This window comes from Flavobacterium enshiense DK69 (assembly GCF_000498495.1).
Lineage (GTDB): Bacteria > Bacteroidota > Bacteroidia > Flavobacteriales > Flavobacteriaceae > Flavobacterium > Flavobacterium enshiense.
The window spans coordinates 106,205-126,213 of the sequence record NZ_AVCS01000002.1 but is presented as its reverse complement, the minus strand read 5'-3'; the positions used below and the strand labels follow the sequence as shown (position 1 = coordinate 126,213).

General features: G+C 38.7%; 18 protein-coding genes. 7 read left to right on the top strand and 11 right to left on the bottom strand.

The genetic code is table 11. The features are described 5' to 3' along the window. Positions 1 to 24: 24 nt before the first annotated feature. The 11 genes from FEDK69T_RS00740 to FEDK69T_RS00690 form a co-directional block, all read right to left on the bottom strand. Entirely contained in the window at positions 25 to 1,686 is a 1,662-nt protein-coding gene (locus FEDK69T_RS00740) for a diflavin oxidoreductase (RefSeq protein WP_035629888.1), read from the bottom strand. After that, the gene (gene cobA, locus FEDK69T_RS00735) at positions 1,676 to 2,491 is read right to left on the bottom strand and encodes a uroporphyrinogen-III C-methyltransferase (RefSeq protein WP_023572213.1); all 816 of its coding nucleotides are present in this window, start codon (positions 2,489 to 2,491) and stop codon (positions 1,676 to 1,678) included. The genes FEDK69T_RS00740 and cobA overlap by 11 nt, the downstream gene beginning before the upstream one ends. 79 nt (positions 2,492 to 2,570) lie before the next feature. Next, positions 2,571 to 3,482 (bottom strand): cysteine synthase A, encoded by a 912-nt coding sequence (gene cysK / locus FEDK69T_RS00730; protein WP_023572212.1) that lies wholly within the window; start codon positions 3,480 to 3,482, stop codon positions 2,571 to 2,573. Between the two features lie 128 nt (positions 3,483 to 3,610). Further along, complete coding sequence (epsC, locus tag FEDK69T_RS00725; RefSeq protein WP_035629889.1) at positions 3,611 to 4,426, bottom strand: serine O-acetyltransferase EpsC; 816 nt, start codon at positions 4,424 to 4,426, stop codon at positions 3,611 to 3,613. An 11-nt stretch (positions 4,427 to 4,437) separates the two neighbouring features. Beyond that, positions 4,438 to 5,670, bottom strand: a complete 1,233-nt coding sequence (locus FEDK69T_RS00720; protein WP_023572210.1) for a sulfate adenylyltransferase subunit 1 — start codon at positions 5,668 to 5,670, stop codon at positions 4,438 to 4,440. Between the two features lie 46 nt (positions 5,671 to 5,716). Continuing rightward, complete coding sequence (cysD, locus tag FEDK69T_RS00715; RefSeq protein ID WP_023572209.1) at positions 5,717 to 6,622, bottom strand: sulfate adenylyltransferase subunit CysD; 906 nt, start codon at positions 6,620 to 6,622, stop codon at positions 5,717 to 5,719. Between the two features lie 66 nt (positions 6,623 to 6,688). Continuing rightward, positions 6,689 to 7,384 carry a phosphoadenylyl-sulfate reductase gene (locus tag FEDK69T_RS00710; RefSeq protein WP_023572208.1) on the bottom strand — a complete coding sequence of 232 codons (696 nt, stop codon included), beginning with the start codon at positions 7,382 to 7,384 and terminating at the stop codon, positions 6,689 to 6,691. 548 nt (positions 7,385 to 7,932) lie between these two features. After that, a complete protein-coding gene (locus FEDK69T_RS00705) occupies positions 7,933 to 11,127 on the bottom strand; it encodes an ABC transporter permease/M1 family aminopeptidase (RefSeq protein WP_051385040.1) in 3,195 nt (1,064 codons plus the stop codon). Beyond that, on the bottom strand, positions 11,124 to 12,005 hold the full coding sequence (locus tag FEDK69T_RS00700; protein ID WP_023572206.1) for an ABC transporter ATP-binding protein: 882 nt from the start codon (positions 12,003 to 12,005) through the stop codon (positions 11,124 to 11,126). The genes FEDK69T_RS00705 and FEDK69T_RS00700 overlap by 4 nt, the downstream gene beginning before the upstream one ends. A gap of 161 nt (positions 12,006 to 12,166) precedes the next feature. Further along, the gene (locus tag FEDK69T_RS00695) at positions 12,167 to 12,373 is read right to left on the bottom strand and encodes a helix-turn-helix domain-containing protein (RefSeq protein WP_023572205.1); all 207 of its coding nucleotides are present in this window, start codon (positions 12,371 to 12,373) and stop codon (positions 12,167 to 12,169) included. 4 nt (positions 12,374 to 12,377) lie between these two features. Then, positions 12,378 to 12,893, bottom strand: a complete 516-nt coding sequence (locus FEDK69T_RS00690) for a DUF2975 domain-containing protein (RefSeq protein WP_023572204.1) — start codon at positions 12,891 to 12,893, stop codon at positions 12,378 to 12,380. Between the two features lie 329 nt (positions 12,894 to 13,222). Between FEDK69T_RS00690 and FEDK69T_RS00685 the strand changes: the two genes are divergently transcribed. From FEDK69T_RS00685 to trpA, 7 genes are all read left to right on the top strand, one after another. After that, positions 13,223 to 14,623, top strand: a complete 1,401-nt coding sequence (locus FEDK69T_RS00685; RefSeq protein WP_023572203.1) for an anthranilate synthase component I family protein — start codon at positions 13,223 to 13,225, stop codon at positions 14,621 to 14,623. 72 nt (positions 14,624 to 14,695) lie between these two features. Then, positions 14,696 to 15,265 (top strand): anthranilate synthase component II, encoded by a 570-nt coding sequence (locus tag FEDK69T_RS00680; protein WP_023572202.1) that lies wholly within the window; start codon positions 14,696 to 14,698, stop codon positions 15,263 to 15,265. 86 nt (positions 15,266 to 15,351) lie between these two features. After that, positions 15,352 to 16,347 (top strand): anthranilate phosphoribosyltransferase, encoded by a 996-nt coding sequence (gene trpD, locus FEDK69T_RS00675; RefSeq protein WP_023572201.1) that lies wholly within the window; start codon positions 15,352 to 15,354, stop codon positions 16,345 to 16,347. 54 nt (positions 16,348 to 16,401) lie between these two features. Then, positions 16,402 to 17,193, top strand: a complete 792-nt coding sequence (gene trpC / locus FEDK69T_RS00670) for an indole-3-glycerol phosphate synthase TrpC (protein ID WP_023572200.1) — start codon at positions 16,402 to 16,404, stop codon at positions 17,191 to 17,193. Next, positions 17,190 to 17,795: a phosphoribosylanthranilate isomerase gene (locus tag FEDK69T_RS00665; RefSeq protein ID WP_035629890.1), complete on the top strand. Its 606-nt coding sequence runs from the start codon at positions 17,190 to 17,192 to the stop codon at positions 17,793 to 17,795. Before trpC ends, FEDK69T_RS00665 begins: the two co-directional genes overlap by 4 nt. Beyond that, the gene (gene trpB, locus FEDK69T_RS00660) at positions 17,779 to 18,960 is read left to right on the top strand and encodes a tryptophan synthase subunit beta (RefSeq protein WP_035629891.1); all 1,182 of its coding nucleotides are present in this window, start codon (positions 17,779 to 17,781) and stop codon (positions 18,958 to 18,960) included. The genes FEDK69T_RS00665 and trpB overlap by 17 nt, the downstream gene beginning before the upstream one ends. A gap of 111 nt (positions 18,961 to 19,071) precedes the next feature. Continuing rightward, positions 19,072 to 19,836 carry a tryptophan synthase subunit alpha gene (gene trpA, locus FEDK69T_RS00655; protein WP_023572197.1) on the top strand — a complete coding sequence of 255 codons (765 nt, stop codon included), beginning with the start codon at positions 19,072 to 19,074 and terminating at the stop codon, positions 19,834 to 19,836. Positions 19,837 to 20,009: the final 173 nt, after the last annotated feature.

The window sequence follows — 20,009 nt, the reverse complement described above, 5'->3', positions numbered from 1 at the left end:
TAGCATTTAACTATTAGCTGGTTATTAATACACGTCTTTTTGATATTTACCGGCAGTTTCCAAATCTTCTAAAACAGCCTTTGCATCATCAATGCTGATATTTCTTTCCGAAGCAATTACTTCGATTATAGTATTCTCTACATCAATACTCATTGGGTTTTTCTGTCCGCAGATATAAATCGACGCCCCGTTTTCCAACCAGACATTAAACTCTTTTGCCTTTTCCCGTATGCGGTCCTGCACGTAGATTTTCTTTTGCTGGTCACGTGAAAAGGCCGTGTCTAATTTGGTCAGCGAGCCCGTGGCCAACCATTCCTGAATTTCGGTCTGATAATAAAAATCCAACACAAAATGCTGTTCCCCAAAGAACAACCAGTTCCTGCCTTCTGTACCCTCTGCATCGCGATGAGCAAGAAAACTTCGGAAGGGAGCTATTCCCGTTCCCGGACCAATCATGATAATATCCGCATCGTCTGATGGAAGTTTGAAATTGTTGTTTTTATGGATGTAGAATTCGATTTCCGAATCGTTGGGGAAATCTGCCAAAAACTGGGAACATAACCCTGTTTTAATTGTTCCGTCAACTGAAAACGTGTTCAGGTTAACCGTTACATGTACTTCGCCGTCGTGAGCATTGGCAGCCGATGAAATTGAATACAATCGCGGCGCAATTGGATGAAGTACAGCAACGATATCGTCGAAGGAAACTGAGCCAGGTTTGGGATATTTTTTCAGGATATCCAACAAATCGGCTTTCTCTTCTTCAATATCGGTTTCAAATAATCCGGAAATCGACTGAATTGATTTTTTACCCAATCCGCGTATATTTTTATCAAAAAGCACTTCTTTTTTATCATTTTCATCAAAAAATGAAATAATTTCATCAATTTCAAGCTCATTATTTTTTGGATAAAATCCGATGGCATCGCCGGGTTCGTAAATCACTTCTTCGTTTGGCGTGATTTCGATATGATAGGTTTCCTTGTTCGAACCTCTGTCGTTCAAAACAACTTTATGCGAAACGATGCCTTTGTAATTCTTCTTGTGACTTACCGAAGCTCTCGTACTTTTTTCTGTCGGAACCGAAGCTGAAGAAACATTTTTCGAAAACACCTGCTGCAGATCGTTTTCCCAATTTGTCACGGTTTCAGCAAAATCGACATCGGCTTTCACCAAGGATAATAAGCGTTTGGCTCCTTTCTGTTCCAAAACCTCATCCAACAATACACTGGCATTACAGAAAAGCGGATAGGACGTGTCGCCCAATCCCAAAACAGCGAAATTCAGATGGCTTAAATCGGTTTCTGAAGCTTTCAGTTTTTCATAAAAGGCAACGGCATTCTGCGGAAATTCGCCTTCGCCCTGCGTACTCACGATGAAAAGCACCAGACTTTCTTTGGCCAGTTTTACAACGTCCAGCTGAAAAATATCGATAGATTTTGCCTGAATTTTGCTTTTCTTAAAGTTACCCAGTAATTGAGAAGCAATTTTTTTGGCATTACCGGTTTCGGTACCATATACAATCAATGGTTTTACTGTCACCGCAACCGGAGTTTCCGCAGGCTTAAGAGCAATCTGATTACTGTCCAGAAAACCGGCCAGGTAACCTTTCGTCCAGATGATTTCTTCTTTGGAAGCTTGCTGGACCAGTTGTTGCAATAGCGTTAATTTAATTTCAGATAGCATTTTGGTAGGTGTTTTTATGATTATCGAAATAGGATTCAGTACCGTTTTTCTCTTTTATCCAGTTAAATTGTTCATGAAGCTGAACCACATTACCTACAATAATGAGTGTGGGTACGTATTCAAACTCGGGCAATATCTTGGTTTGCAATTCTTCAAAAGAAAAGACCGTCGTTTTTTGGTTCGGAGTCGTAGCCTGCTGAACCACGGCAATTCCTTTTAAAGCACTGATGCCGTTTTCCAGCAATGATTCCGTTAAAGCGTCCAATCGTTGTCCGCTCATGTAAAAAACCAATGTATCACTCGTTGTTGCCCAATCTTTCCATTGACTTGGCGCAACGGTTTTCAAATCATACAATGTCAAGAACCGGACACCACTTGAATAGCCCCTTGCCGTGAGCGGGATTCCGGTATAAGAAGCAGCACCGAAAGCCGCAGAGATTCCGGGAATGATCTCATAATCAATACCATTGGCTTTAAGCACCTGCAATTCATCCAGAATATTGGAAAACAGCATCGAATCGCCGCCTTTTAAACGAAGAACCAATTTGTTCTGCAAGGCAAATTCAACCATCAGTTCGTTGATGTCCTGCTGTGGCGTATGGATTCCTTTGGAACATTGTTTACCCGCATAAATCACAATTGCATCTTTATTGGCGTGCGCTTCAATCAATTCAGGAGAAACCAAACGGTCGGTTAAAATCACATCGGCACTCTGAAGATATTTGAGTGCTTTCAGGGTAATCAAATCCGGATCGCCCGAACCTGCGCCTGCCAAAATCACTTTTCCTTTATTTAAAATTTTCATATTTACTTAAAATTTAGGCATGAGAATCCCCTACTCACTTAAAAAAGCAAGGAAAATCATACAGTATGTTATTAGATTTTTAGAACAACCCTTCTATGGAAAGGTAACGTTCCCCAGTATCGTAATTAAAGGTAAGCACCGTCGCGCCATCAGGAATTTCATTGATTTTTTTAGCTACCGCCGATAAGGATGCTCCTGTTGAAATTCCAACCAAAATACCTTCCTCTTTGGCAATCTTTCGGGCGTTTTCAAAAGCTTCGTCTCGGCCTACCTGAATCACTTCGTCAATTAAATCATTACCATAAATAGTCGGAACAAAACCTGCCCCGATACCTTGCAAAGGGTGTGGAGATGGAGCTCCTCCACTCAAAACAGGCGACAATTCCGGCTCGACCGCAATTACTTTCAGATTGGGGAATTTCTTTTTCAGAACCCTTGCCGTTCCCGTAATGTGCCCACCGGTACCCACGCCTGTAATCAAGTAGTCCAATCCTTCTGGGAAATCGGCTATAATCTCCTGAGCAGTTGTTTTTTCATGAACTTCCACATTTGCGGGATTGTCAAACTGCTGTGGTGACCAGGCATTCGGGATTTGACTAGTCAGTTCGTTTGCTTTTTCGATGGCTCCTTTCATTCCTTTTTCGCGTGGCGTCAATTCGAATTGCGCTCCGTAGATTTCCATCAGTTTTCTGCGCTCAACGCTCATCGATTCGGGCATTACCAGGATTACTTCGTATCCTTTTACGGCCGCTACCAAAGCCAGACCAATACCAGTATTTCCTGAGGTTGGTTCGATAATCACACTGTTGGGTTTTAATATTCCTTTGCGCTCGGCATCTTCAATCATCGCCAAAGCAATTCGGTCTTTGATACTGTTACCCGGATTGGTTCTCTCCAGTTTAATCCACACGTTTTTATTTGCTCCGAAGAGTTTATTGATTTTTACCACGGGTGTGTTTCCAATGGTTTCCAAAATGGTAGTTTTTTTCATCTCACTAAATTTTATTTGTTATAGGTGTTCGATGCTGTTCGCCCTGCAGGCTCGAGCCATTGTATTTATTTTTTTTTGTTATCATTTATTTTTTCTCGCAGATTAATCAGATTTCTATTCTTATCTCTTTAGATAACAAAATTCAGAGGCTCCGGAAATTCAGCTTTACTCTTAATGACGATTTCACTTTTATGATACACTAGTGACTTTGCGGGAATCGATTGTGTAATCCAGACATTTCCTCCGATTACGGCATTATCGCCAATAATCGTATTTCCTCCCAAAATAGTCGCATTGGTATAAAGCGTAACATTATTCCCAATGGTCGGATGACGTTTTATTTTAGCTTTGTCTTTACTGACCGTCAACGCTCCAAGTGTAACGCCTTGATATATTTTCACATCGTTCCCAATTACCGACGTTTCCCCAATTACGATTCCGGTTCCGTGATCGATAAAAAAACGTTCTCCTATTTTCGCTCCGGGATGAATGTCGATTCCTGTTTTACTGTGAACATATTCCGCCATTATTCTCGGAAGAATCGGTACGTTGTCAATCCAAAGCTCGTGTGCTAATCGGTATACCGCTATGGCAAAAAAACCAGGATAAGCAATCAAGACTTCGCTCACTGATTTGGCTGCCGGATCGAAATTAAATACCGCTTCAAGATCAGCTTCCAATTGGATGTGAATCGTTTCCAGTTTGTCAAAAAAGCGATTTGCCGTTTCGAACCTGTTTTCATTATCTGTAAGAACATTATCCAGTAATTCAGTTAATTCCGACCAAAGTTGGGCTTCTTTTTTCAGGAAGAAACTGTAATTGGCATAATCCTCTCCTATCGAAAAGAGCCACTTAAAAATTTCTTCTGTCCAGGTTTCAGTTTTTGCTTTGTCAGGCAATATTTTTTCGCTCAGACTATTTGTTTTATAGATGCTATGTTTCATTTTTATATATTTTACAGGAACATTAAGGCCCCGACAGTACTGAAATTGGTCTCATCTATTAATATCGCATTTCCGTTTTTCGAATTTTCTGTAAAAGCATCAAAAAACAAAGGCTGGTTCGTTCTGACTGAAATTTGTCCAATATCGTTGAGTCTTACTTCATTTGAATCATTGAACTGCCACTCATTGATGTCCCATTTCCGATCGATTCCCTGAATTTTTACGCGAACGGTTCTGAAACGATGCTGCAGCAGGTAGGTTTTCCCAATCTGCAAAGGCGAATTATCCAGCCAGCAAACCCAGGTTTTCAGTTCATTGGAAACAGTTGGCTGATAATCAGTTTTGACAATGCTGTCACCACGGCTGATGTCGATATTATCCGTCAGATGGAAAACTACATTTTCCCCGGCAATAGCTCTTTCAACAGTTTCCTGATGTTTTTCTATACGAACGATGGTCGATTCAATTCCTGATGGAAAAATTTTTACTGTATCACCTGTTTTGTAATTACCGCTTAGCACCTGTCCTGCATAACCTCGATAATCGTGGTTTTCTTCATCTTTCGGACGGATTACCCACTGTACCTGAAAACGGGAAGCCAGATTTTCTTTTGAAGAAATCACGATATGTTCCAACGTACTCAATAACGTATCACCTTCAAACCAAGGCGTTTTTTCGGATTTAGCTACTATATTGTCTCCTACCAGCGCACTCACAGGGATGTACACCACTTCATCATAATTCAACTCCCCTTTAATGGTCTCGAAATCATTTTTAATAGTGGTAAAAACATCTTCTGAATAATTTACCAGATCAATTTTATTTACAGCAATTATGGCTTTCTTAATTCCCATTAACGAACCTATGCTGGCATGTCTTTTAGTTTGTGTTGTGATTCCTTTTCGGGCATCTACCAAAATGATAATTAAATCGGAATTCGAAGCTCCGGTAATCATGTTACGGGTGTATTGCTCGTGTCCCGGCGCATCGGCTATGATGAACTTTCGCTTTTTTGTCGAGAAATATTTGTAAGCTACATCTATGGTAATTCCTTGCTCGCGTTCGGCTCGCAATCCGTCAGTGATTAATGACAAATCTATGTCGACACCCTCCTGTTTCGTTTGCTTTTGCAATACGCCCAGTTGATCGGTATGTATACTGTCGGAATCGTAAAGCAGACGGCCAATCAAAGTGCTTTTTCCGTCGTCAACGTTTCCCGCAGTTATAAATTTTAATGTGTTCATTTTTTTAATTTTTTAGTTAGTGGCTAATTCCCTTGTCCCTTGTTCTCTAAAAATATCCCTGCTTCTTTCGGTCCTCCATTGCCGCTTCAGAAAGCTGATCGTCCAGTCGGGTTTGTCCTCTTTCGCTGATTCGCGTCTGAATGATTTCATCAATAATATCCTGAACAGAATCTGCTTCGGAAGGAACGGCTGCTGTACAAGTCATATCGCCAACGGTCCGATAGCGTACTTTTTCAACCACGACCGTGTCAGTTGTCAGAGGCTGAATAAATTCAGAGGTTGCCACCAGTTTGTCCTGATGCAGAATACATTCCCGTTCGTGTGTGAAATACAGACTCGGCAATTCGATATTGTACTTTTGGATGTAATTCCACACGTCTAATTCTGTCCAATTGCTGATTGGAAACACTCGGACATTATGACCCTTTTGCACCTTTCCATTCAGTATATCCCACAATTCAGGGCGTTGTAGCTTTGGATCCCATTGCCCGAAATCATCCCTAACAGAAAAAATACGTTCTTTGGCTCTGGCTTTTTCCTCGTCACGTCGAGCTCCGCCGATGCAGGCATCAAATTCATTTTCCTGAATTACATCTAATAAAGCATAAGTTTGTAAAGCATTCCGTGATGGAAATCGACCTTGGGTTTCTTTCAGGTTGTACTTTTTGATACTTTCTTCCACCGAACCCACAATCAGTTTTTCACCGATTTTGTTTACCAGATAATCCCTGAAGGCAATGGCTTCCGGAAAATTATGCCCGGTATCGATATGTACTAACGGAAACGGAAATTTACCCGGACGAAAGGCTTTCAAAGCCAGATGTACCAATACGATAGAGTCTTTTCCTCCTGAAAACAACAAAGCCGGTTTTTCGAACTGAGCAGCGGTTTCGCGAAGAATATAAATTGCTTCGTCTTCCAATTGATTTAAATAATTTATTGTATTGCTCATTTTAGATAATGAATTATGAGTTATAAACTGAATACTGTTTCTGTGTCTAAATACTGTGATTAAAAACTAACCATGCAATCCGCATTCTTTTTTAGAAGCATCTTCCCACCACCAGCGGCCTGCCCTGAAATCCTCTCCCTCCTTGACAGCTCTGGTACAAGGCGCGCAGCCGATACTTATGAATCCTTTGTCGTGTAAAACATTATATGGGATTCCTTTGCTGTTTACATATTCCTTGACTTCGTCGCTTGTCCAATGCAGTAAGGGATTGTATTTGTAAAGCTGATATTGTTCATCCCATTGCACTGTTTCAATTGAGTTCCTGTTCGGCGAATGTTCTGCCCTTAGCCCTGTTATCCATACTTTCGTATCTTTTAGAGCCCGTTGCAACGGTTCCACTTTTCGGATGTAACAGCATTGCTTTCGTAATTCCTGACTCTCGTAAAAAGGATTGATTCCGCGTTCATTAATGAAGATTTCAAGGTCTTCAGTATTCGGATAAAACGACTTAATCTTTTGGTTGTAATGCAATTCCGTTTTATGCCATGTAGCATAGGTTTCCTGAAAAAGTCGTCCCGTATCCAAAGTAAAAACCTCAATATTTTTCAATTTCTGAGAGAAAATAACATCAGTAATCAATTGGTCTTCAATTCCGAAACTGGTTGAAAACACAATCTTTCCCGTTGCGTTTTCGGACAAAACTTTCAGGTTTTGTGCGATATCCTGATTTTGCGTTAGTTTATTTAAAATTTCGATATTCATTGGTGAGTTAATTAACGATTAGAAATAAAAAAAGCCCCTTGAAATCAAGAGGCTTGTGTTTTCATATACTATTCTTTACTTCAAATAATACAACAGACGGCCTCTTGCGAAGTTTCGCATACAACACATCATCATCATACAAGTTGCAGATGTTATTGAGATGGCCGTTATGATTGTTACTGTATTCATTTTTGTGTTTCTTATTGTTGTTAAAATCCAGAGTAAAAAAAAACTCCCCAATTGCTTGAGGAGTTTTTGCCGAATATTTTTGATTTTAAATATTAACGAATAGCAAAGCCCTCCTCATTGTCTGAGCAGCACATACACATCATCATATTTAAAACTTGGTTTTTCATTTTTGTCGGTTCTTTTGAACTCTGCAAATGTATAAAGTTTTTTTATTAATCAAATATATTTTTGCAAAATTGTTATTAATATCAACAAAAGCCTTTATTTTTCTGCATATATAACAAAAACAAAACCTTTGCAGAATGTGGAAAATTCAAGAAAAACAATCATTTTTTTTTAAATTAAAACTTCTTTTTTCATCACTGCATTCTCAAATCGGTCTCTTTTAAAGGCTCAATTCTTGTAAAAAGTGATTCAATCTTTGCATGATACTTTTTATCCGAAACTTTGTATAATTCTGCAATGAAATCCGTAGAAACCGGTTTAGGATTTGGAAATTTATTGTTTTGCAAAAATCGCTTTAAAGCCAAATTCATCTTGTCTTCCCCTATTATTTCACTTAAAAGACACATCACGGCTGCTCCTTTCGAATACGAAATATGAGTTGCATCGGATTTTACTTGATACAAAGGCATTTCATTTGAAAAACCTCTCTCATTATTGTAAATATCCATGTGCATCTGAACACGTTTCAGCATTGCTTCTTTCCCGTACATTTTCTTCAAAAGCATCATTTCGGTATACATCGCTAAGGTTTCCGTGAGCATGGAGGCTCCATCCCTGTCGTCAGGAACAATCTGATTACTACCCCACCACAAATGCGCCAATTCATGACCGGCCAATTCATTGATTACATCTTGCTGCTCATCGGCTTTGATATTGCTGTGAAAAATCATATCCTCTGTCATGTAAACTGTTGTTGGATAAGCCGTAGCCGCAAAACCTTTTGTAAAACCTGAAACTTCGGCAAAACGAATCGTTTTATAAGGATATGGACCGAAATTCTCTTCGCAGTAATCCATCGTCTGTTTGGCGTTCATTAGCAAATGCTGTACATTTTCATGATGGGAAGGATGATAATACACTTCAAAAGTCTTGTCTTTGTATTGTTCTCTTTTTAAAGCATATTTCGCAGATGAAACAGCAAACCGGAAAGGAATTTGATTTGCCTGATATCGGAACCAATTTCGTTTTCCCTGCTTCCAGTTTTTAACCAATTCTCCCGTTCCAATCGCAATTTGGTTTTCGGAAGTTGCAATAGTCATTTCCAAATTGACAAAATCATTGTTGGGTGATTTGGGTGCATCAAAAGACTTGGATTGCGTTTTTTCTGCCAATCCGAATTGCTTTCTGATATTATCCTCCTGAATTTCATCATCCGAGTTATACCCTATTTGCGGATAATAGCGGCTAATTCTCATAAAGGAACCGTTTTCCACTATGGCATTAAACGACTGATGACCGTTTACAGGCTGCCATCTATAGGATAGCTTAAATGTAAATTTCGCTTTCTCTTTCGGTAACATCGACTGCTTCAAATTCAGAATTTGATGCTGACCAGCAACTGTTTGTGCGTCGTCCTTAAACTGAAAATCAGCGTTGGCGACCATAAAACCATCTGAAAAGCCGATCAAAACTTTTTCAATATTCTTTGCTGTCATATTTTCCAGAATATAAGTTCCCTCAATCGTATACGAATTACGCTCCGGAAATAATTCTACTGTAGTTTTTACATCGATAATGGTAGGTTGAGGAAGCTTCTGATAACTACGAAATTGTTTTTCATAATCAGCTTGTGCCTGCCATTCTGAATTTTCATCTTTAGGCAAATAATCCGTCTTGATTTTCTGTGCCAAACCATACGCACTTACACTCAAAAAAACTAACGCCAAATAGGGATAGACCTTCTTTAAATGAGGTTTCCTAAGATGGGTGGCATACAGCAAAGCGGACAGTAAAACTGCTCCAAAAAGCAATCGGAATACGAACGCGGTTTCATAACTGCTAAAGCCATTCATGTCGCTATAATCGAAATTGATGCTGTAAAGAAATTTGAACAATGGATTAGTAATTAATTTTCTTCCTAAAGGCGTTGCCATAACAAAAGCGAATAAAGCCGAAACGCCAAAAGCAACATATTTCTGATTGACCATTTTTTGGACAAGCAACAGAAAACCGCTTAAAAGAAATAACGGCAATGTGGTAAACAGGAAAACCCGTGCGTACACAAATCCCTCTAAAATAGTATACTCATAGAAGCATTGAAAAACGATTCCTTCAAAAATCAATACTGTGGAAAAGGTTGTGATTACCAAGAGTAAGGTTATCCAATGTGCCCAGAATTGCGTTTTAGCATTAGGAGTGCTGCCTTCGATCAAATTAAAGTTAACATTCCTGCTGCGCCAGTAAACATCATGGATATAAAAAAGCACCACAATAACGCCCAACACGTAAAAATTCTGAATGATTGCAGAGGTCATCAATCCTGAAGTGGCATATTTCTGTGGAATCCGGATACCCTTTTCAATTTCGGCGTACATTTCCATCCCAACAGCAAAAAGGAGTGCCAAAACAATCAGTACAAACGGAATACTTTTAAAAATGTAAATCAGGTTTATTTTTACGAATGACAATAAGGCCATCAACTTAACTTTTAAACCTTCTTTTGTACTTACGAATGTAAAAGGACCAGCAATAAGTTCCTGATTTTCTTCTGATAAGCTAACCTTTTTATGTTTGATTTTTGTTGTAAAAGAATACTTTCTGAAAGCAATATAAAGCAGAACAAAAGCTATCATCAAAACACCTGCACGATTGCCCAAAAAAACACCATCCAAGCCTATTATTGCCGAATTTCTTTGCACTACCGTCCATTGTGCCGTCTGATTAAAAAAAGCCGACAGTCCGAAAGGGTCCAAAATTCCCGAAATGAATTTCGTTTGCTCCGATTGAGGTAAACTCTGGGCTATGAAGGGAGAACTGGAAAACAATAGCGCAACCATGTACAAAATATAAAGCAGCAAACCACTCACATAAATGGGCATTTTACTTTTAGTAAACCAAGCCACCACGCACAGAACAGCGGTTACAAAAATCGTGTTGATGACCGTAAAATAAAGCATCGGAACGAGGTAGTGCATCAAATTGAAATGACCGCTTTCTAAAATTCGTGAGTTTGTGGCCTGACCGATAAAAAAGCTGATGGTCAAAACAATTGTAAACAAAAGACTCAATACAAAAACCGAAGCATATCGGCCTGAAAGAAACTTTTTCATTTGAATCGGAGTACTGAAATAAATCTGTTCAAACCGATTATCAACCTCTTTAATGGCGAGTTGAGCAACGAAAAGCGTACTGAAAAAAATAGTGGTCAAACTGATAAAAGCCGTTATGAAACCAACTTGGTAAGGCGAATTGAAAAACACATTTTCACTAACTGAAAAACGGGCATTTTGTCCGCCAAAAACTCCGAAAGAAAAAATCAATAGTAGTACAACATAAAAACCCCATCTTTTGAAATACCCCTGAAGGTCGAACCGGAAAACTGTTTTCATAACACAAATGATTTTTGGTTAAGCGCAGTAAAATAAACATCTTCCAGCGTTGGATTTACTTTCAGAAAGTCAGCTGGCTGCTGCTCAGAAAACACGTGAATATTCATTTTTCCGGCCGTAAACTGGGAAGAAATCACAGAATATTCGCTTTTGTAATGAGTCAGCTCCTCTTTCTGGATCTGCTTTCTCCAGATTTTAGCTTCTAAAGATTGAATTAAATCTGTTGGATTACCGAGAAGAAGTACTTTACCTCCATCCATAATTGCCATTTTTGAACATAAATTACGGACATCTTCTACCAAATGCGTGGATAAAATAACAATCCGGTCTTCGCCTATTTCGCTTAAAAGACTGTTGAATCGGTTGCGTTCTTCCGGATCAAGACCTGCGGTTGGTTCATCCACGATAATGATTTTCGGATTCCCCAATAACGTCTGAGCCACACCAAACCGTTGACGCATACCGCCTGAGAAAGTGTGAACTTCTTTTTTTCGCTGGGAGAACAAATTCACTTTTTCAAGCAACGACAGTACTTGCTCTTTCCGCTCTTTTGAATCACTTACTCCTTTCAAAACCGCCAAATGATTCAACAAATCGTAGGCGGACACTTTAGGATAGACACCAAAATCCTGCGGTAAAAAACCCAATTGTTTCTTAATGAAGTCCGGACGCTCCAAAACATTGACATCATTGAAGAAAATCTCGCCGCTATCAGCAGATTGTAAACCGACAATAGTGCGCATCAATGATGATTTTCCTGCTCCGTTTGGGCCTAATAACCCAAACATTCCATTTCCGATTTCAAGCGAAATGCCTTCAATGGCTTTTACTCCGTTTCCATAGGTTTTTTGGAGATTTTTAATGATTAAACTGTTCATTTTTGATTGATTTTTTTCCGCTGCGCTCCAAACAGTTCGGCTGCGCCTCGGGTTTGATGATTACTGATTAATTTTCATGAATTCCAATTGGAAAAATTTGGGCAAAAAAATCCTTGTCGGTTAAAAAACCGATATTTTATATTTTACTAAAATGACTGAATTTATTCGCTGACGTATTCTAAAACATCCCCTGGCTGACAATCCAACGCTTTACAAATCGCTTCGAGGGTTTCAAACCGGATACCTTTCGCTTTTCCCGTTTTCAGGATTGACAAATTTGCCGGGGTAATACCCAGAATTTCCGCCAATTCCTTGGACTGCATTTTGCGCTTAGCCAGCATCACATCCACATTTACTATAATTGGCATACTTCTAAATATATAAATCCTGTTCGTTTTGAAGACTTACCCCCTGTTGAAAAATAGCAGCCATAAAAAAGATAAAGACTCCCATAATCGCATGAGCCACAATCATGGCAAAAAAAGGAAAATCTTCAATACTGATAACAGACCAAAGTACAGCAGCGATTGGATACAACAACAAATTGAACTGATAAAACTGCTTCAAGTTTTTCAATCCGTCTTTGGTAAACAAACGTTCCTGTTTAAAGGTTTTAAAAACATTGCCCAACACCCAAAAGAACAAACCATATAAAGCCAAACCTAAAACCATTTCCGAAACATATTCCAATGTAAATTCTGAACCTAAAAGAAAATGCTGATTGGTAAACGGAAAGTTTATTGCAAAACGATTTTCCTCCATTATTTCAAAAAACGGACCTCCAAAAACGCAATTAATCAAAGTATAAAACGCCGTTAACAAATAAGCAACAGCTACAATTTTTACCACTATATGCAAATAAGAAGCTATAATTCTAACTAATTTCATATATCCGAAATTTAAATTCTACAAAGCAAATGTAATAATTAATTATCGTTATACAATAATTTATTATCATATTTTTATAATTACAGGATCTTCATTATTTTCTGCATAAAAATTTTTTAGCAAAAAAGCTTGTGTATTCGAAAATCATTTCTATAACTTTGCATCAAACAAAAACACAAAATGAACAACATTTTAAACAATACTTGGTGGTGGATTAACTTACGTCGAAAATCGTGAGCGAATCCTCCTATCTGTATTTTTAAAAACTACATAGATAAAAGGCTTGTCAATCACGACAAGCCTTTTTTTATTCCCAAAACTGAAGCTTTATGAAAAAATATAAATTACATACTCACTACAAACAAATCCTTGCCGATACCATTACACCGGTGAGCGTTTATCTGAAAATCAGAGACAAATTTCCGAATAGCCTTTTGCTGGAAAGCAATGATTACCAAGGCAACAACAATAGTTTTTCGTATATCTGCTGCAACCCTATTTCCAGCATCAAAGTGGAAAGCGAGGAAATCACAATGACTTTTCCTGATGGCACATTAATCAATAAAAACATTGAAAATCAGAAAAATGTAATCGAAGGTATTGAAAAATTCGTATCATGCTTTGAGTCCGAAAAAAATGATTTCAAATTCATCACCAACGGATTATTCGGATTTACGAGCTATGATGCGGTACGTTATTTTGAAAAAGCAAGCATTGAAAAGAAAGCTGCTGATTTACAAATTCCCGACTTGTACTATGCGGTGTATCAAAATATCATCGCCATCAATCACTTTAAAAACGAAGCCTATATTTTCTGTCACAGTATTGAAAATCAAAACAATATTGCCGAAATCGAACAACTGATTCAGTCGAAAAATTTTACTTCCTATTCGTTTTCAAAAGAAGGTAATTCGGTTTCCAATCTATCCGATGACGATTTCAAAGCCAATGTAGTTTTAGCCAAAAAACACTGTTACCGTGGTGATGTGTTTCAATTGGTTTTGTCCAGACGGTTTACTCAGGGGTTCAAAGGAGACGAATTCAATGTTTATCGTGCTTTACGAAGCATCAATCCATCGCCTTATCTGTTCTTTTTCGATTACGGAAATTTCAAAATCATGGGTTCCTCTCCTGAAGCACAATTGGTTGTCAAGAACCGAAAAGCAGAAATCCATCCGATTGCCGGAACGTTCAAACGAACAGGCAATGATGAACAAGACGCGCTTTTGGCCAAACAATTATCTGAAGACCCAAAAGAAAATAGTGAACACGTGATGCTAGTGGATTTGGCGAGAAACGATTTAAGCAGAAACGGTTACAATGTTGAAGTTGAAAAATACAGGGAAGTTCAGTTTTTTTCGCATGTAATTCATCTGGTTTCGAAAGTTAGCGGACAAATGCACGAAAAGGCTTCCACCATGCAAGTTGTTAGCGATACATTTCCAGCCGGAACTTTGTCTGGCGCCCCGAAACACAAAGCCTTACAACTGATTGAAACCATTGAAAACACTAATCGGAATTTCTATGGAGGCGCCATTGGATTTATGGATTTTGATGGTAACTTTAACCACGCCATTATGATTCGGACATTTTTAAGCAAAAATCATCAGCTGCATTATCAGGCTGGGGCCGGAATTGTAGCAAATTCAGATGAAGAAAGCGAAATGCAGGAAGTCTACAATAAATTAGGAGCACTAAACAGAGCGTTAGATTTAGCCGAAAAAATATAGCTTTCAATCACAGTTAACAGAAAAACAAAACTTAGCAACTCAGGTGCTCAGCAACTTAGCAACTTTAAAAACATGAAAAAGATAGTAGTCATAGACAATTACGATAGTTTCACTTATAATTTAGTGCATTATCTGGAAGATTTAAATTGCAAAGTAACCGTTTTCCGAAATGATGAATTCTATATTGATGAGCTCAAAGACTTCGATAAAATCCTCCTTTCTCCTGGGCCAGGAATCCCTGATGAAGCCGGATTATTAAAAAAAGTCATCAAAACCTATGCGCCTACCAAAAGCATTCTCGGCGTTTGCCTTGGCCAACAAGCGATTGGGGAAGTTTTTGGAGGAAGCCTGACTAACCTTGAAAAAGTCTATCATGGTGTTTCCACCAAAGTTAAGATTACCGTTCCCGATGAGATTCTTTATCAAGGTTTACCTAATGAAATTGAAGTTGGACGCTACCATTCCTGGGTAGTAAATTCAGGCGATTTCCCTGATGTCCTTGAAGTCACTTCAACCGATGAAAACGGAGAAATCATGTCGCTCCGTCACAAAACCTACGATGTCCGTGGGGTACAATACCATCCGGAAAGCGTTCTTACTCCCGACGGAAAGAAGATTCTTGAGAATTGGGTGAATAGCTAACTAGCAACTCTTTTATCGAAAATATCAATCAGTTTTAAGTTGAAAAAACTTAAGACCTGGCACAACTCATACCTAATTCAGACACCATGAAAACAATACTAAACAGACTTATACAACACGAAACGCTTACCAAAGAAGAAGCTAAAACCGTACTCAAAAACATCTCCAATGGATTGTACAACCCTAGCCAGATTGCCAGTTTCCTGACCGTTTACATGATGCGAAGCATTACCATTGAGGAATTGTCCGGATTTCGAGAAGCCCTACTAGAACTCTGCGTCGCCATTGATTTAAGCGACTATGATACCATAGATTTATGCGGAACCGGTGGCGACGGAAAAAACACATTCAACATATCAACTTTGGCTTCGTTTGTAACTGCCGGAGCAGGAATTCAGGTTGCCAAACATGGTAATTATGGGGTTTCTTCCATTTCAGGATCGAGCAATGTCATGGAAAACTTAGGTGTGAAATTCAGTAATGAAGAGAACTTTTTAAAGAAATGTATCGAGGAAGCCGGAATCTGTGTGCTGCATGCCCCGCTCTTCCATCCCGCTATGAAAAATGTTGCACCGATTCGTAAGGAACTGGCCGTAAAAACGTTCTTTAACATGTTGGGCCCGATGGTAAATCCGAGTTTTCCTAAGCATCAGATGGTAGGCGTTTTCAGTCTGGAATTGGCACGAATGTATGCTTATTTGTATCAGAATACCGAAACAAACTTCACGATTCTGCACAGTCTGGATGGCTATGACGAAATCTCGCTAACAGGAAATACCAAAATCATTTCCAAAAACACAGAGCAAATCTTGAAACCTGAAGATTTTCAAACAAAAAAACTCTATGAAACCGAAATTATAGGCGGAATAACCGTTGAAAAATCGGCTGAAATCTTCCTAAACATATTAAAAGGAAGCGGAACGGAAGCCCAAAACAATGTAGTATGTGCCAATGCTGGAATGGCCATCGCTACAGTAAAATATTGTTCCATTTCAGAAGGATTTGAATTGGCTAAAGAAAGCTTACTGAGCGGAAAAGCACTAGAAAAACTCAAAAAACTACAGCTTTTGAGCAATTTATAATTCATAACTTATAATTCATAACTTATAATTCATAACTTATAATTCATAACTCAAATGACCATTCTAGATAAAATCATATCCGATAAAAAAAGAGAAGTCACACTCAAAAAACAACTTATTCCGGTTTCACAACTTGAGAATTCAGCTTTATTTGGAAGCCAAACCCATTCGTTAAGCAAGAATTTACGAAACAATTTGGTGGGAATCATAGCAGAACACAAACGTCGTTCCCCTTCTAAATCATTAATGAACAACAATTTTTCAGTTGAAGAAGTGGCAATTGGTTACCAAAATGCCGGAGTTTCAGGGATTTCTGTCTTGACCGATGGTAAATATTTCGGGGGGTCTCTGGATGATTTATTGTTTGCCAGAGCTTCCGTAAATATTCCATTGCTAAGAAAAGAATTCATCATCGACGAATACCAGATTCTGGAAGCCAAAGCCCACGGCGCCGATGTTATCTTACTGATTGCTGCTATTTTAACTCGTACAGAAATCAAACAGCTTTCAGAATTCGCACATTCCTTAGGCCTCGAAGTATTATTGGAAGTACATAATCGCAAAGAATTGGACAAAGCCGTTATGCCAAGCCTAGACATGATCGGCGTAAATAACCGCAACCTGAAAACCTTTGAAGTCGGTTTGGAATACAGCAAAGAGCTAGCACAACATATTCCGGATGAATTCATAAAAGTTTCCGAGAGCGGCATCAGTTCTACAGAAGCAATCATAGAATTGCAACAATTTGGTTATCAGGGATTTTTAATCGGCGAACATTTCATGAAAACTGAGAATCCGGGAATAGCTGCAAAATCTTTTATCAACGCTTTACTTATAAAACCATGAAAACAAAAATCTGCGGAATGAAATATTCGTCTAATATTGAGGAAGTTGCAAAATTACAACCTGATTACCTGGGCTTCATCTTCTATGAGAAATCACCAAGGTTTTTCAATAAAGAAATCCCGATCTTGCCCAAATCGACACAAAAAGTAGGCGTTTTTGTTGATGCTTATTTGGATGATATACTAGACAAAATACGACGATATAATTTACAGCTCGTTCAGTTACATGGCAATGAATCACCTGAATTCTGTTATCTGCTGAAACATATAAATATCAAAGTGATCAAGGCATTTTCAATTGATGACAACTTTGATTTTCAAACCATTACACCCTACGAAAATGTTTGTGATTATTTCTTATTCGATACTAAAGGGCAATATCATGGCGGCAACGGAACAACTTTTAACTGGCAGATTCTGAAAAACTATCCTTCTCAAAAGCCTTTCTTTTTAAGCGGAGGTATTGGTTTGGAAGAAGTTAAAACCATACAACAAATGAATTTACCCATTCACGCAATTGATGTCAACAGCAAATTTGAAATCGAACCCGGATTAAAAAACACACAACTTTTAAAACAATTACAACATGTCATATCAAGTTAACGAAAAAGGATTTTACGGCGAATTCGGAGGTGCATTTATCCCCGAAATGCTTTATCCGAACGTAGAAGCATTGCGTCAAAATTACCTTGAAATCATTCAGACAGAAAGCTTTCAAACCGAGTTCCAACAATTACTGAAAGATTATGTCGGACGCCCTACGCCGCTCTATTTTGCCGAGCGTTTGTCTCAAAAATATAATACCAAAATCTACCTAAAACGTGAAGATTTGTGTCATACTGGTGCGCATAAAATCAACAATACCATTGGGCAGATCCTATTGGCCAAACGATTGGGCAAAACCCGAATCATCGCCGAAACTGGTGCCGGCCAACATGGAGTAGCCACCGCAACGGTCTGTGCACTAATGGGCTTACAATGCATAGTGTATATGGGAGAAATCGACATCCAACGACAAGCGCCAAACGTGGCCCGAATGAAAATGCTCGGTGCAGAAGTTCGTTCAGCCAATTCAGGCTCGAAAACCCTGAAAGACGCTACCAATGAAGCGATTAGGGATTGGATCAATAACCCGATAGATACTTTCTACATCATCGGTTCTGTAGTGGGTCCGCATCCTTATCCGGACATGGTGTCACGTTTTCAAAGCATTATTTCTCAGGAGATTAAGAAGCAATTATCGGAAAAAGAAGGCCGTAAAAACCCTGATTATGTCATCGCTTGCGTTGGTGGCGGAAGTAACGCTGCCGGGGCATTTTATCATTTTCTGGAGGAAGAAAACGTGCAACTCATTGCAGTCGAAGCAGCCGGAAAGGGGCTTGATTCAGGAGAAAGTGCAGCTACTTCAGTATTGGGAAAAATAGGGATTATCCATGGAAGCAAGACCTTATTGATGCAATCGGAAGACGGTCAAATCACAGAGCCTTACTCGATTTCCGCGGGATTGGATTACCCAGGTGTCGGACCATTACATGCGCATCTGCATACATCAAAAAGGGCTGAATTTGCTGCTATTACAGACGATGAAGCAATGCAAGCTGGTCTAAATCTCTGTAAAACAGAAGGCATCATTCCGGCTATCGAAAGTTCGCATGCTTTGGCGGTTTTAGACCAGAAAACATTTGACAAAAACGACATCGTAATCATCAATTTATCGGGCCGGGGCGACAAGGATTTGAATACCTATATCGACTATTTTAACTATTAATTTGGGCGTTACCACAAGGGTCGGGCTGTACACTATATCTTTTTTGTGCCTGAAAAAGCCACAAAAAAGGATGTCGTTCCCATCCCTAACGCAGGTAAAAAACACTAAAAAATGAACAGAATAAACATCAAATTACAAGAGAAAAAGAAGCTGCTTTCCATCTATTTTACAGCCGGATTCCCTAACCTCAACGATACGGTTTCAATTATTGAGGAACTCGAAAAAAGTGGTGTGGACATGATTGAAATCGGCTTGCCTTTCAGTGATCCGTTGGCAGACGGACCGACAATTCAGGATAGTTCAACCATCGCTTTGGAGAACGGAATGACCACAAAATTGCTTTTCGAACAGCTCAAAAACATCCGAAAAACAGTCAAAATTCCGCTCCTTATTATGGGTTATTTCAACCCGATTTTGCAGTTTGGAGTAGAAGAATTTTGTCAAAAATGTGCCGAAATTGGCATCGACGGACTGATCATTCCAGACCTTCCTTTGGAGGTTTTCGAGGATGAATTTAAGGTGATTTTTGAGCACCATAATCTCAAAAACATCTTCTTGATCACACCTCAAACATCAGAAGAAAGGATACGGAAAATTGATAATTTGTCCGATAGTTTTATCTATATGGTAAGCAGTTCAAACACTACCGGAAGCCAAAATTCGTTTGGAAAAACACAGCAAAACTACTTCGATAAAGTCGCGAAAATGAACCTAAAAAATCCGCAAATTGTCGGCTTCGGAATCTCAAATAAAGAAACGTTTTCAGAGGCAACCAAGCATCAAAAAGGAGCCATTATCGGAAGCTCATTCGTAAATTACCTTAAAAACAACGAAATAAGAAGTATTGAAAAATATATTAAACCTTTAATTCAATAAAATTCACACAAACAACTGGTTATTAATAATTTAAATAATCACTATAGATTTTGTTTATATACAAAAAAACCACTTTTTAAAGGCTTAAAAAGTGGTTTTTCGTTCCCCACGATCTATTAAGATCATCAATTTTTCATTTGATAAAACTAAACAAATTATTGACTCAAAAAAGG

Coding starts and splice junctions, on each gene's coding strand:
- FEDK69T_RS00685 (WP_023572203.1), top strand. CDS start 13,223: ATGAAAAAATATAAATTACATACTCACTACAAACAAATCCTTGCCGAT.
- trpB (WP_035629891.1), top strand. CDS start 17,779: ATGTCATATCAAGTTAACGAAAAAGGATTTTACGGCGAATTCGGAGGT.
- FEDK69T_RS00710 (WP_023572208.1), bottom strand. CDS start 7,384: ATGAATATCGAAATTTTAAATAAACTAACGCAAAATCAGGATATCGCA.
- FEDK69T_RS00695 (WP_023572205.1), bottom strand. CDS start 12,373: ATGCCAATTATAGTAAATGTGGATGTGATGCTGGCTAAGCGCAAAATG.
- cysK (WP_023572212.1), bottom strand. CDS start 3,482: ATGAAAAAAACTACCATTTTGGAAACCATTGGAAACACACCCGTGGTA.
- FEDK69T_RS00690 (WP_023572204.1), bottom strand. CDS start 12,893: ATGAAATTAGTTAGAATTATAGCTTCTTATTTGCATATAGTGGTAAAA.
- FEDK69T_RS00705 (WP_051385040.1), bottom strand. CDS start 11,127: ATGAAAACAGTTTTCCGGTTCGACCTTCAGGGGTATTTCAAAAGATGG.
- trpC (WP_023572200.1), top strand. CDS start 16,402: ATGACCATTCTAGATAAAATCATATCCGATAAAAAAAGAGAAGTCACA.
- cysD (WP_023572209.1), bottom strand. CDS start 6,622: ATGAGCAATACAATAAATTATTTAAATCAATTGGAAGACGAAGCAATT.
- trpD (WP_023572201.1), top strand. CDS start 15,352: ATGAAAACAATACTAAACAGACTTATACAACACGAAACGCTTACCAAA.
- trpA (WP_023572197.1), top strand. CDS start 19,072: ATGAACAGAATAAACATCAAATTACAAGAGAAAAAGAAGCTGCTTTCC.
- FEDK69T_RS00700 (WP_023572206.1), bottom strand. CDS start 12,005: ATGAACAGTTTAATCATTAAAAATCTCCAAAAAACCTATGGAAACGGA.
- cobA (WP_023572213.1), bottom strand. CDS start 2,491: ATGAAAATTTTAAATAAAGGAAAAGTGATTTTGGCAGGCGCAGGTTCG.
- epsC (WP_035629889.1), bottom strand. CDS start 4,426: ATGAAACATAGCATCTATAAAACAAATAGTCTGAGCGAAAAAATATTG.
- FEDK69T_RS00740 (WP_035629888.1), bottom strand. CDS start 1,686: ATGCTATCTGAAATTAAATTAACGCTATTGCAACAACTGGTCCAGCAA.
- FEDK69T_RS00665 (WP_035629890.1), top strand. CDS start 17,190: ATGAAAACAAAAATCTGCGGAATGAAATATTCGTCTAATATTGAGGAA.
- FEDK69T_RS00720 (WP_023572210.1), bottom strand. CDS start 5,670: ATGAACACATTAAAATTTATAACTGCGGGAAACGTTGACGACGGAAAA.
- FEDK69T_RS00680 (WP_023572202.1), top strand. CDS start 14,696: ATGAAAAAGATAGTAGTCATAGACAATTACGATAGTTTCACTTATAAT.